This window comes from Sphingomonas sp. RIT328 (assembly GCF_000632225.1).
Taxonomy (GTDB): Bacteria; Pseudomonadota; Alphaproteobacteria; order Sphingomonadales; family Sphingomonadaceae; genus Sphingomonas; species Sphingomonas kyungheensis.
Map to the genome: position 1 here is coordinate 60263 of NZ_JFYV01000010.1, position 13006 is coordinate 73268.

Below are 13006 nucleotides of genomic sequence, written 5' to 3' on the forward strand. Positions count from 1 at the left end.
CGCTATTGCACCGCGTTGTTGATGCCGGTGATCGAGAAGGCGGCGCTCGACACGATGTTGAGGAATTTCTGCAGGTCGGCGAGCGGCGCGTTGGAGACGTAGAGCACGTCGCGGTCGCGGATCGCGAAATCCTGCGCGGTGAAGAAGGACGCGCCGTCGCCAAGGTCGAGCCGGTAGACGACCGGGACGAGCCCCGCCGCGGTGCGCTTCGCGGTCTGCGCGAGTGCGGGGTCGAGCACCTCGGGATGTTCGAGGCGGAAGACGAAGACGCTGCGCCGGTCGGCGCGGTCGTCGCGCAGCCCGCCGATCCGGCCGAGCGCCTGCGCCAGCGTGATGCCGCCGCCCTCGAACGGCACTTCGGCATTCTGGCCGACCGCGCCGAGCGCGACGAAGCTGTACGGCTGGAACACCGCGGCGACGACGTCGCCCGCCTGGAGCGTGATGTTCTGCGTCGGATCGCGGACGATCGCGTCGAGCGGCATCGCGGCGGTGCGGCCGGCGCGGCTGAGCTGGATCGTCGTCTTGGCGACCGGCTGGCGCGATCCGCCCGCCGCGGCGATCGCATCGAGCAACCGTTCGCCGCGCGGGGTGAGCGGCAGGCGGCGGGTCGCGCCGACCTCGCCGATCACCGTCACCGCGCGGCTGTCGTTCTGCGCCAGCCGGACGATCGCCTGCGGGCTGTGCGCGCGCCCGGCGAGCCGCGCGACGATCAGCCGCCCCACCGCCTGCGGAGTGAGGCCGCGCACCATCAGATTGCCGACGAAGGGGATGGTGACGGTGCCGTCCTCGCCAACCAGTTGCTGCGGGATGCCCGCGCTCTGCGCGACCGCACTGCCGATGCCGGCACCGGGTGCGGTCGCGCCGAACAATACCGCGGGCGGCGCTTCCCAGATCGCGATGTCGAGCACGTCGCCGATGCCGATCACCGTGCCAGTCGGCGCGACCGAGCCGAACACGTCGGCGAAGCGCTGCGCGCGGGCGTAGGCGGCGGCGCGCTGCGCGGTCGCCGCGTCGAGCGCGACGACGCTGATGCCGCGGTCGCTGGCAGTGCCCGCTTTGGCGGCGCGAGTGATCGCCCTGGCGCTCGGCCCCGAATTGCCGACCGTCGAACAGCCGGTCGCGAGCAGCAGCAGGAGCGCGACAGCGGATCGGGGGGTCGGGGGCAGGGACATCACAGGAACCTCTGGTAGAGCGCGGCGAGCCGCGCCCGGTAACGGTCGGGCGAGAAGAGCGCCGCCTGGACGCGGCCGCGCGCGGCGAGATCGGCGCGCAACCCGGCATCGCCGTCGAGCGCGTGCAGCCCGGCGGTGATCGCCGCGGTGTCATAGGGGTCGACCGCGATGGCGGCATCGCCCGCCACCTCGGGCAGCGACGAGGTGTCCGAACACAGGACCGGCGTGCCGAGCAGCATCGCTTCGAGCACCGGCAGGCCGAAGCCTTCGTAGAGCGACGGGAACAGCGCCGCCTTGGCGCCGCGGATCAGGCTGACGAGCAGGCCGAAGGGCGCATAGGGCAATTGGATGATGCGGCCGCGGCGCACGTCGCCCCTGGCGGGCTTGCCGTTGGCGAGCGCGTCGAGCAGCCGCAATTCGCCCTCCGCCCGCCAGGCGCGCGCGCCGACGATGACCAGCGGCGTGGCGAGGCCGCTTGCCATATAGGCCTCGACGATGCGGCCGATGTTCTTCTTGGGCTCGATCGACCCCCAGAACAGGAAATAGTCCTTATAGCCGGCGCCGATCGCGCCCTCGACCTCGCGCGCCACCTGCTCGTCGGGGGTGGCAAGGTAGCGGGCGGGGATGTCGACCGCCTGATAGGTGTTGGTGACCCGGTCGGGGGCGATGCCGGTCAGGTCGATGATGTCGCGGCGCGAACATTCCGACACGGTGACGAGATGGTCGGCATGCCGCGCGAGCGTGCGCAGCAGCTTGAGATAGTGCCGCTTGTTGTCGAGCGTCGCATAGGGCAGCCGCAGCGGCACGAGGTCGTGCAGCGTGTAGAGATTGGCGGCGCCGGCGACGCGCAGCGGCAGCGGATAGGTCCAGTGGGCGAGATCGGGCCGCTCGGGCAGGCGCACCGTGGTGGTCGCGCCCCAGGCGTGGAACCGGCCGTTGGCGCGGCGGAAGACGTCGCCCGCATTGTAGAGCGTGTCGTGATGCGGCAGCCGCGCGTCGAACTGGCGCGTCACCACCTGTCCGGTCACCGGCACCGCCGCGGCGCGCGCGGCGCGCGGCGACAGCAGCCCGGCGAGGTCGCGCAGCCGGCCCTGCGGCCGCGCCGTGCCGGCATCGAAAAAGCCGATCTCGCGCAGCAGCGGCTCGCGCGCGGCGAGGCCCTGCAGGCCGTAGAGCACCGAGGTGCGATGACCCAGCCTGCCCAGTTCGTAGCTGAGGTTGCGGGCATAGGTGGCGACGCCGGTGCCCTTTTCGAGCCCGAGATTATAGCCGTCGATCAGCACGTGTTTCATGGCGTCAGCGCCTGCTGGACATGCGGCCAGTCGCGGAACGCGCCCGCCGCGGCGGCGACCGGCCAGGCGGGCGCGTCGGGCGGCAGCTGCGCGACCGCGGCGGCGCCGTCGGCGGGCGTGCGATGCGCGAAGGCGAGGACGCGCAGGATCTCGCCATCCACGCCGGCGGCGGGGGCGACCTCGGCGGCGGCGGCGAAGCGCGGGTCGGCGATCATCGCCGCAGCGAGCCGGTCGCCATCGCCGTGGCGGCGCAGCAGATCGGTCGCCTCCGCATCGTCGATGCCCGCGCCGGGCCAGAGCAGCCAGGCGAGCGCCTCGACATCGGGGCGGCCGGAAACCTGCGTGCCCGCCGCCCCCTTGCGATAGGGGTGGATCGGCCAGGCCGCCGGATCGGCGCCGCCCTGCGCGACGACGAAGCGGAGATGCTCGACGACGTCGGCGGCAGGCTCGCCGAGCGCGCAGGCGGTGCGATAGGCGGCCTCGGCACGGGCGAAGGCGCCGCGCTCCTTAGCGACATGCGCAAGCTGCACCCAATAGGAGCGCTGATAGGGATGGAGCGCGAGCGCGGCGGCATAGCGCTCCTCCGCCGCGGCCCAGTCGCGCGCGTCGCGCCGCCAGTCGCCCTCGCGCACCAGCAGCCGGAAGCGTTCGTCGCCGAGCGCGCGATGCTGCGCGACCTCGATCAGCGCGGCGCGGTCGACCGCGGCGGCGGCGTCGATCGACGGCGCGGCGACGAGGCCGATCGCCTCGCGGAACCGGTCATAGGCCTCGTCGAAATCGTCGAACAAGGCGAGCCGCCCGCCGTGGAGCAGCGCGAACCGGTTGCAATGGTCGCGCAGATAGCCGGGATCGTGGCTGATCAGCACCATCGCGCGATCGCCGCGCTTGCCGAACAATTCGTGGTTGCAGCGATCGTGGAAGCGCGCGTCACCGACCGCACCGATCTCGTCGATCAGGAAACAGTCGAATTCGATGATCATCGAGATCGCGAAGGCGAGCCGCGCGCGCATCCCCGACGAATAGTTGCGCACCGGTTCGTGCAGATAGCGGCCGAGTTCGGAAAATTCGGCGACGAAGGCGAGGTTGCGCTGGAAATCCTGCGCATAGATGCGGCTGATGAAGCGGATATTGTCGATCCCCGACAGGGTCGGCTGGAACGCACCCCCGAAGGCGAGCGGCCAGGACACCGACATATAGCGCTCGACGCGCCCCGCGGTCGGCCGTTCGGCGCCGCTGATCAGCCGCACCATCGTCGACTTGCCCGCGCCGTTGCGCCCGAGCACACCGAGCCGCTCGCCCATCGCGAGGCTGAAGCCGACGCCGTCGAGCACGACATTGTCGCCCGAGCGGGTGTGGTAGACCTTGCGGACGTCGCTCAGCCGGATCATTCGGGCACCACCCGCCGCGCCACCCATTGCGTCGTGAACAGCGCGACAAAGGTCAGCACGAGGCAGAAGGGCAGGATATAGCCGAGGTCGTAATGCGCATGGACGCGCGACCCGAAATAGCCTTCGCGGACGATCTCGGTGCCGTGCACCATCGGAATGTAGAGCACGTATTTCTGCGCCGCGGCGGGCAGGGCATCGACCAGGAACGCCGATCCCGACAGCGGGAAGATCAGATAGGAGGCCGGGTGCCAGAGCTTGTCGACCAGCTCGCTCTGATGGCTGAGCGCCCCCAGGGTGATCGCCAGCGCCCCGCCGAACCAGGCGATCAGCAGCCAGCCGCCGACCACTTCGAGGATGTTCTTCGGCGGATCGATCATGCCGAGGACGATGAACAGGACGCTGAGCCCCGCGAACGACATCGTCGCCCCGCCGAATTCGAGCAGGACGCGCGCGACATAGATGTCGAGCACGCGGATGTTGCGATGGTAGAGCAGCGACAGGTTGCTCCACAAAGCGCCGATGCAGCGGCCCGGCATGTTGCGCCACAGCAGCACGCTCGAATAGCCGGTCAGCGCGAAGGCGACGATCGGCAGGTTGCTGCCGTGATAGGCCTTGGCCGCGGTCCACAGCGCGGCGACGCCGAGCGTGAACAGCATCGGTTCGACGAACAGCCAGAGGAAGCCGATATTGTGCCGGCCGTAGCGGGTCAGCATCTCGCGCAGCAGCAGCGCGACGAGCACGCGGCCCTGCACGCGCAGGCTGTCGCGCAGCCGCGGCGGCGGCGGCCGGACGGGGACGGGGGCCTGCGCGGCGGTCATCCCTCGCGATGCTCGCGGATGCCGGCGAGCAGGATGGTGAGGATGCCCCAGCCGAGCAGGCCGAGCACGAACACCGCGAGCACGCCGCCCAGCCGCCGTGGCCGGATCGGATAATCGGGCAGGCTCGGCGCGGCGATCCGCTCGACATAGGCGCGCTTGCGCGCCGCCTCGGCATGCGCGTCCTGCAGCGAGATCAGCGTCGCGGCGAGGCTCTTGGCGGCGAGTTCGCTGTCGAGCTGGAGCAACTGGTAGCGCGCGCCCGCCGCGGACAGCGAATTGCGCCCGCCCGCGACGCCCGAGCGGCGCCGCGCGATCTCCTTCTCGAGTCCCGCGATCTGGGTGCGCAGATAGGGGATCTGCGGCGCGGCGGGGGTGAAGGCCTCCATCTGCTGCAACTGGGTGCGTGCCGAGACGAGCTCGTCGTCGAGCTTGGCGATGCCCTGCAGCCGCGCCTCGGCCTCCTTCTCGGGATCGATGATGCCGGCGCGGTTGCGATAGGCGGCGAGCCGCACCGCGGCGGTGCGCGCGCGCTCCTGCGCCGCGCGCGCGTCGCTTTCGGCGACCTCGAGCGCGTCGGCACGGGCGCGGCTCGACAGGCGGTTGACCAGAGCCTCCGACTGTTCGAGCAGCCGTTCGTTGATCGCGCGCGCCTGATCGGGATCGAAGGCGCTGACGCTGAGGTGGAGCACCTGCGTCGTCGTATCGGGCTCGACCTCGACCTTGCCGAGGTAATAATCGAAGAAGCGTTCGCGGTTGCCGGGCAGCAGCCCGCCGAACCGGTCGAGCAGGAAGATCGATCCCGCGGTATAGGCGCGGGTCAGCAGGCCGTCGCGATTGGCATCGGCGAGCGCGCCGCGCGATTCGAGATATTCGACGACCGCATTGCTCTCCTCGGTCGCGCCGCTGAGCCCGGTGCCGCTCAGCACCTGCCCCAGCGAGGTCACCGCCGCCTTGCTCGGGCTGCGTACGACGAAGCGCGCCTCGGAGACGTAGACGTCGCTCGCCAGCAGCAGGAAATAGAGCGCGGCGAGCAGCGTCGGCACCACCACCAGCGCGAGGAACAGCGGCGAGACACGCTTGGATATGGACGGCACTAGCGGGCGGTTCCCAGATCGAGGCGGCGGCCGGCGCGGGGCCGGCGGCCGGGGCCGGGCGCCGCATCGGCGGGCGCGGCGGGGCGGGTGAGCGTGGTCAGCCAGGCGTCGACCTGCGCGAAATGCTGGTCCCAGCGCGGCGGGCGATAGCCGCGCAGGGCGTCGATCCGCCGCTGCCGCTGCGCCGCGGCGCGATCGAAGCCGGCGATCCGCGCGGTCCAGCCGGCGACGTCGTGCGGACCGAGCAGGCAGGGGATGCCTTGGCCGACCTCGCGGAAACAGGGCAGGTCGCTGGCGATCACCGGTATGCCCAGCGCCAGCGCCTCCGCCATCGGCAGGCCGAAGCCTTCGGCGAGCGAGGGCATCAGCATCGCGCGCGCGCCCTGCATCAGCGCGGCGAGCGCGGCATCGTCGCACGCCTCGACGATCGTGATCCGCCCGCCGGCCATGGCGGAGGCGGCGAGCGCGGCGCGCACGCCGTCGGCGCCCGTGCCCCAGCGGCCGGCGATGACCAGTCGCGGCGGATCGCACTGCGCGGCGCACAGCCGCTCCCACACGGCGAGCAGCAGCGCATGGTTCTTGCGGCTCTCGATCGTGCCGACGCAGAGGAAATAGTCGCCCGCGGCGGGACCAGGTTCGACCCGCGGCAGCTCGGCGCCGGCGAGCGGCGCGACGACGACCGGTGGGCAGCGCAGCCGCGCCTCGCGCGCATGCGCGGCGAGATCGCGCGCGACCGCCTCGCTGCCGACGACGATGCCGGCACCGTGGCGCAGCGCCGAGGCGACGCGCCCGGTGTGGCGGCGGACCGCGTGCGGCCGGCAATGGTCCGGGTGGCGGATCGGGATCAGGTCGTGGATCAGATAGATCGCGCGCAGCCGGTGCCGCGCGACCCAGCCGACATGCGCAGGCAGATCATAATCGGTATGGCCGACGTTGACGTAGAAGCTGCCCGGCCGCGGCCGCTCGCCCTGCGCCAGCGCCGCGGCGAGCGCGATGCCGAGCCGGAGGCGGATGCCGCGCGACGGCGCGGCGAGCCACGCGAACAGCCGCCGCGACGCGGCCGCGCCGAGCATGCGGATCACGCCGCGATGCTGCACCACCGCGCGCGCCGTCCCGGCGTAATGCGCGAGATAGGCGAGGCAGATCCGATCGATCCCGGTCGCCGGCCGGCCGCCCCAGCGCAGCGCGACGAGCCGCGTCACGTCGAGCAGCACCGGCGCCTCGCCCTCCGCCGCACCGCAAAACCCTGGATCGACCGCCATCATCCTCAGACAGACGGAGCCGTCACGCCGACCCCTTGGCAGGGCTGCGCATTTTTTCGGGCGGCCCGGTGCGCGCAGAGGCGCGGAGGACGCGGGGGGGGGCGCGTCGCCCGGCTGGCGTGGCCCTGCTCCTCTCACCGGTTCGGAACGCCGCAGGCACATCTCTCCGCGCCTCCGCGCCTCCGCGCGAACCTGCTCCCTGCCTCAGAAGACGATGGTCACGCGAAGATGCGAAGACGCGAAGACGATGCGCCCGCGACCGGCGTGGCCTTGTCTGCAAAGATACGAGAGAAAGGGCCGCGTGCGCGGTAGCCCCAACACCTTAGCGTCTTCGCGTCTCCGGGTGAGCCTATCTACCGCGAAAAAGAAAAGGACCACGCGGAGGCGCGGAGGGGGGCGTGCGCTACAGGTGCGGCACTGTCCTACAACCGGTCGAGGGCAGGGGCCGTGGCTGTAACGCACGGACCACCTCTGCGCCTCTGCGCGAAATATTCTACCTTGGAGAAAAGGATGCGCCCGCGACTGGCGTGGCCCTCTCCTTCAAAAGTGCCAGAGGAAGGACCGCGCGCGGTAATTCGTCGCGCATGACTGCCCGACCCGACTGACCCCACTCAGAACCGCGTATCGAGGCCGAGGCGGACGGTGCGGGGGCGCAGCGGGGTGGTCTGGTCGCGGCCGGTGGCGAAGGGGGTGCCAAGCGCGAAGCGGTTGCCGCGGGTGTCGAACAGGTTGGTCATCCCCAGCGTCACGCCGAACCGCGCCAGAGCAAGCCGCGCGGTGAGCGAGGTGTCGAGATAGTCGCCCTGGCGCTGGCCGAGCACCGGCCCGACGCCGAGCCGCGACGAGCCGACGTAGCGCAGCCAGCCGTCCACCGTCAGCCCGGCGCCGCGCAGCGCCTGCTGGTAGACCGCGCCGGCGCGCGCGGTGACCTTGGCGATATTGGGGATCTGTTCGAGCCGCGCCGAGGCCTGCGCGCGCATCGCCTGCGATCCCGGCGGCAGGTCGGGGGTCGCGATCAACGCGAGCAGCCGCTCGGACGGCTCCGCGATACGGCCGTCGTTGAACGCCACCGCGCCCTCCAGCCGCAGCGCGCGCACCGGGCGCAGCGTGCCGGTCGCCTCCACCGTCCACAGCCGGCCGTTGCCGATGTTGGCGGTGCTCGGCAGGCCGCGATTGTCGATGAAATCGGCCTGGATGTCGCGCCACGCCGCGCGCGCGACCGTGACGCTGAGATCGGCGATCGACCAGCCGTGGCGCACCCCCGTCTCGATCGTCGCGACGCGGTCGTTGCGGAACTGGCGGACATATTCACTCTCGATCGCGAGGCCGCCGGGGCGGAAGCCCTGCTGATAGCGCAGGAACAGCTTGGTGCGGGGCGCGAGGTCGACCAGCGCCGCGCCGCCCGGCAGCAGGATCGTCTGCGAGCGTTGCGCGGTCTCGCTGCCCTGCACCGCCACCGACACGTTCTCGGGACTGCCGTCGAGCGTCGTCCGCGTCGCGCGGAGGCCACCGGTGAGCAGCAGCCCGGCAAGCGGGCGGACGCTGCCCTCGCCATAGACCGTCCATTCGCGCACGCTGTTGATCACGCCGGTGGTCGGCGCCGGCGCATCGGGGGGGCCGAGCAGGCGGAGCAGCCGGGTGCGGTTGTGGATGTAGCTGACACCGACGATCCAGCCCGATCCGTCCGCGGCGCTGTGCCAGGCGCGCGTCTCGTTCGCCTGCATGCGGGTGCGGTTGGTCTGGACGAAGACGCGGTCGGGGCCATCGGGCAGCGTCGCGTCATAGCGTTCGAGCAGGTCGTGCGCGGTGATGCCGCTGGTCGAGCGGATCTGCACCGCGCCGATCCGCCCGGCGATCACCGCCTGCGCCTGGCCGTAATCGGCGCTGAACCCTTCGGTGACGGGGGCGAGCCGGGTCAGCGGCGCGCCGGTGCGATCGGCATATTGGCTGTCGGCGCCGCGGATGCGCTGGCCGATGCCGATCAGCTCGGCGCTCCAGTCGGGGCCAAGCGCGAGGTGCAGCGTCGCCCGCCCGCCGGCGATCCGGGTGCGGTTGACGTTGCGGCGGCCGAGCAGCGGCTTGTCGATATAGCCGCCTTCGAGCGCGTCGGTGGCGACGATGCGCAGGCCGAGCCGGTCGGTGACGAGCGGCAGGTTGAGCACCCCCTGCGCATCGAGCCCGGGATCGCCGTGCGCGGTCGCCGAGGCGCCGACCCCCGCCGAACCCGACAGCTGGTCGAGCCGCACCGGATTGGGCACCAGCCGGATCAGCCCGCCGAGCGAGCCCGCGCCGTAGAGCGTGCCCTGCGGCCCCTCCAGCACCTCGACCGCGGCGAGGTCGGCGAGGCGGAGATCGGGGTCGGGCGCATTGTAGCTGAGCCGCAGGTCGCCGTAATATTGGCCGACGGTCGCCTGCGTCGGGCCGGTGAAGCTCGAATCGGCGATGCCGCGGATGAACAATTTGTTGCGCCCGGCGCCGAGATAGGTCGAGGTGACGCTGGTCAGCCGCTGCACCAGCCGGTCGGTGCCGCCCGCCCCGCCGCGTTCCAGTTCGTCACCGGGGGTGGTCGACACCTGGCCGGCGAAATTGTCCTGCGTCGTGTCGCGCTTGCTCGCGGTGACGATGATGTCGCCCTCGGGCCGGACGGGCGCAGGGACGGGGCGGGGGCGCGGCGGCCGGCGCGGCGCGGCCGGCGGCGCGGGGCGCAGCCGCCAGCCCTGCGCACCGACCGGCTCCGCCCGCGCGCCGGCACGCGCGGCGATCGCGGCGATCGCCGCCTTGACCGACAGCCGCCCGCGCAGCGCCGGCACCGTGCGCGCCCACAGCGCCGCATCGGGCACGACGATGCTCACCCGCGCCTGCCGGCCGAGCGCGGTCACCTGCTGCCCGACGGTGCCGGCGGGCAGGTCGATGGTCAGCGTGGCGGCGCGGACGGCGGTCGGGGCGAGCAGCACGGCACAGGCAGCGAGGCCGCGCGTCGCGATCCTCACCGCTGGTCCAGCGTCCAGCCGTCCGGCGCGCGCCGCACCTCGACGTCGAGCAACGCGCCGAGCAGCGTCGGATCGTCGCGGAACGCCTGCGTCTCGAGCGTGCCGTTGAACAGCCGCGTCGCCACCGCGGGCGCGACGGTGATCCGCCAGCCGAGCTGGCGCGACAGATCCTCCGCGACCGCGCTTAGGGTCGCGCCGTCATAGGCGAGGCGACCGTCGCGCCACGCACCGACCGCGCCGGCGTCCTGCCGGATGCGGCGCAGCGTCGTGCCCGCGGCGATCACGCCCTCGCCCGCGGCAAGGGTGAGCGCGGCACCGTCCGGGTCGACCATCACCGCGCCTTCTCCCACCGCCACCTGCGTCCGTCCGCCCAATAACCGGATATCGAATACGGTGCCAAGGTCTTGCAGCGGCAGGCCGTTCGCCTCGACGCGGAAGGGGGTGCGGGGATCGTGGCGGACGTGGAACAGCGCCTCGCCCGCCTCGATCGTCGCGGTGCGCGGCCGTGCGGGGTCGAGCCGGAGGCGCGTTCCGCCCGCCAGCTCGATGCGGCTGCCGTCGGCGAGCGCGACGCTGCGCCGCTCGCCCGCGGCGGTGGCGATCGTCCGGCTGCGCGGCGGCATGCGCCACAGGCCGACGCCGAGCGCGACGACGAGGAGCGCGACCGCGAGCCACGCGCCGGCGAACCGGCGCGTCCTGGCGGGGGCCGGGGCGGGGATGGGGTCCTCCCCGTCGTCGTCATTGGCCGGCGGCATCGCCAGCGCGATGCTGGCGGTGGCGTCGGCGACGGCGAGCGCGGCGCGGTCATAGCGTTCGGCGCGCGCGGCATCCGCGGCGAGCCAGTCGGTGAACGCCGCCCAGTCGGCATCCGGTCCGGCCATGCGCAGCGCCCAGTCGAGCGCCTCGTCGTCGATCGTCGCGGGGCCGGTCATCGCATCGTCCCGCGCAGCGCGGCGAGCGCGCGCGTCACCTCGCGCAGATCGGCCTCGACCGTGCTCAGGCTGATGCCGAGGTCGGCGGCGATCGTCCGGTGCGGCACGCCGTCGAGCCGCGCGCGGCGGAACACCGTCGCCTTGCGCGTGCCGAGCGTGCGCAGCAGCTGCGTCACCCGCGCCGCCTCCTGCCGCGCGGCGACCTCGCGTTCGGGCGTCGGCACCGCGCCGGCGGGATCGTGGCGGCCGTCCTGCCACGCCTGGTCGCGCCGCTCCGCCTGCCGCGCCGACCGGTAGCGGTCGATCATCAGCAGGTCGGCGGCGCGATAGAGATAGGCGAGCGGCTGGGCGATCGGTCCGTCGGTCCGGCCGCGCACCTTGAGCCAGAGATCATGGACGAGGTCCTCGGCCGCCTCGCCCGCGCCGCGCGCGCGCAGGAAGCGCAGCAGCCCGTCACGATTGTCGAGATAGACGGCTTCGAGGCCGGTCGGCGCCATGGCGGGACGGGTGATCCAAGGTGGAAGATGCCGCTGTCTAGTCGCAACCCCCTGATGGGAGAAGCCATGTTTGCCCGCCCGCCGCGCCCGGCGGACGAGCCGATGCGTCCCCGCCGGCCATGGCGCATTGTCCGACACCCCCCGGCCGGGGGGCAGGCCCGCATCGAGGCGCATCGACATCCTTCTCCCTGTTCCGGACCATAGACGGAGCCGACGACGCCGATCCTTGATTTCCGGACGGGGCGGGGTTGTGCGGCGTGGACCGGCGGATGTCCACCGTGCGGCGCAGCTTGGGTGGGGGCGGGTCCGGGATGATGGACTAAACATTACTAGCAAAAACTAGTGAGATTCGCTAGCCCATCTTATACCCTGCTAGTCTTTCACGAACGGTCATCCTGTGGATCCCTATCGCAACCCCTTTGCTCCCGGTGCCGGCAGCCGTCCACCGGAGCTCGCCGGCCGGGATGCCGTACTCGAACAGGCGCGGATATCATGCGGACGCGCCATCAAGGGCAGAAGCGCCCGATCGATGATGCTGCTTGGCCTGCGTGGTGTCGGCAAGACCGTGCTTCTGAACGAGATCGGCCGCATCGCTGAAAGCGAGGGACTGCTGGTGTCCCGTTTGGAGTCGCCGGAAGGAGAAAGCCTCGCACGATTGCTCTATCCGGAAATGCGCAAGGTGATGCGCGCCTTGTCCGGCGTCGCGACCGCAAAGCACATCGCCGCCCGCGGCTTGCGGGGACTGCGGAATTTCGCCGCTGCCTTCAAAATTGAGATCGCCGGAGTCGAGGTCGGCGTCGAACCGGAAGTCGGCCTCGCCGATACGGGCGACCTGCAATATGATCTGCCCGATCTGTTCCTGGTCATCGGCAAGGCCGCACAGGCCGCGGGGCGGGGCTGGGCGCTGCTGATCGACGAAGTTCAATATCTGTCGAACGCCGATTTATCAGCCTTGATCGTGGCGCTGCACCGGATCGCGCAGGAAGGCTTGCCCGTCATTCTGGTCGGCGCCGGTCTGCCGCAGATCGCCCGCCTGGCAGGCGAAGCCAAATCCTATGCCGAGCGGCTATTCCACTATCCGCCGATTGGGGCGCTCGACCCGGTGTCGGCCGGCCAGGCCATCGAGAAGCCGATCATCGAGGAGCAGGCGACGATCACCGCGGATGCCCTCCGTTTGATCGTCGAACGCACCAAAGGCTATCCGTTCTTTCTTCAGGAATGGGCTTCCGTCGTTTGGAACGATGCGGCGGGCCCCGAAATCCAGCTCGCCGATGCGGAAAACGCCTATACGGAAACGCTCGCGCTGCTCGACGACGGCTTCTTCAAGGTGCGGATCGATCGCCTGACGAAAGCGGAAGTCCAATTCGTGAAGGCCATCGCCCAACTTGGCGACGGTCCCTATGCCATGGCCGATATCGCCCAGGCGATGAGCCGGACGCAGAAGTCGCTGGGTCCCGTGCGATCCAGCGTCATCGCCAAGGGCATGATCTACAGCACGGATCACGGCTATCTCGACTTCAGCGTGCCGCTGTTCGCCGATTATATGCGTCGCCAGGGCTGA

10 protein-coding genes are annotated in these 13006 nt (G+C 71.5%); 1 reads left to right on the top strand and 9 read right to left on the bottom strand.

Going from position 1 to position 13006, the window contains the following annotated elements; genetic code table 11:
* Positions 1 to 2: 2 nt before the first annotated feature.
* The 9 genes from BW41_RS05745 to BW41_RS05785 all read right to left on the bottom strand — a co-directional run bounded on the left by BW41_RS05745 (position 3) and on the right by BW41_RS05785 (position 11619).
* Positions 3 to 1172: a polysaccharide biosynthesis/export family protein gene (locus BW41_RS05745; RefSeq protein WP_037532342.1), complete on the bottom strand. Its 1170-nt coding sequence runs from the start codon at positions 1170 to 1172 to the stop codon at positions 3 to 5.
* Positions 1172 to 2464 carry a glycosyltransferase family 4 protein gene (locus BW41_RS05750; RefSeq protein WP_200870356.1) on the bottom strand — a complete coding sequence of 431 codons (1293 nt, stop codon included), beginning with the start codon at positions 2462 to 2464 and terminating at the stop codon, positions 1172 to 1174. The genes BW41_RS05745 and BW41_RS05750 overlap by 1 nt, the downstream gene beginning before the upstream one ends.
* Positions 2461 to 3852 carry an ABC transporter ATP-binding protein gene (locus tag BW41_RS22005; RefSeq protein WP_081792931.1) on the bottom strand — a complete coding sequence of 464 codons (1392 nt, stop codon included), beginning with the start codon at positions 3850 to 3852 and terminating at the stop codon, positions 2461 to 2463. Before BW41_RS22005 ends, BW41_RS05750 begins: the two co-directional genes overlap by 4 nt.
* Positions 3849 to 4670 (bottom strand): ABC transporter permease, encoded by an 822-nt coding sequence (locus BW41_RS05760; RefSeq protein ID WP_051583283.1) that lies wholly within the window; start codon positions 4668 to 4670, stop codon positions 3849 to 3851. The genes BW41_RS22005 and BW41_RS05760 overlap by 4 nt, the downstream gene beginning before the upstream one ends.
* Entirely contained in the window at positions 4667 to 5764 is a 1098-nt protein-coding gene (locus BW41_RS05765) for a hypothetical protein (protein WP_152542141.1), read from the bottom strand. The genes BW41_RS05760 and BW41_RS05765 overlap by 4 nt, the downstream gene beginning before the upstream one ends.
* Entirely contained in the window at positions 5764 to 7026 is a 1263-nt protein-coding gene (locus tag BW41_RS05770; RefSeq protein ID WP_051583284.1) for a glycosyltransferase, read from the bottom strand. Before BW41_RS05770 ends, BW41_RS05765 begins: the two co-directional genes overlap by 1 nt.
* A gap of 611 nt (positions 7027 to 7637) precedes the next feature.
* Positions 7638 to 10016, bottom strand: coding sequence for a TonB-dependent receptor (locus BW41_RS05775; protein ID WP_037532345.1), 2379 nt, complete (start codon positions 10014 to 10016; stop codon positions 7638 to 7640).
* Positions 10013 to 10948 carry a FecR family protein gene (locus tag BW41_RS05780; protein WP_037532346.1) on the bottom strand — a complete coding sequence of 312 codons (936 nt, stop codon included), beginning with the start codon at positions 10946 to 10948 and terminating at the stop codon, positions 10013 to 10015. Before BW41_RS05780 ends, BW41_RS05775 begins: the two co-directional genes overlap by 4 nt.
* Positions 10945 to 11619, bottom strand: coding sequence for an RNA polymerase sigma factor (locus tag BW41_RS05785; protein ID WP_327195574.1), 675 nt, complete (start codon positions 11617 to 11619; stop codon positions 10945 to 10947). The genes BW41_RS05780 and BW41_RS05785 overlap by 4 nt, the downstream gene beginning before the upstream one ends.
* A gap of 223 nt (positions 11620 to 11842) precedes the next feature.
* On the opposite strand from BW41_RS05785, the gene BW41_RS05790 reads away from it, so the two are divergent.
* Positions 11843 to 13006 (top strand): ATP-binding protein, encoded by a 1164-nt coding sequence (locus tag BW41_RS05790; protein ID WP_037532350.1) that lies wholly within the window; start codon positions 11843 to 11845, stop codon positions 13004 to 13006.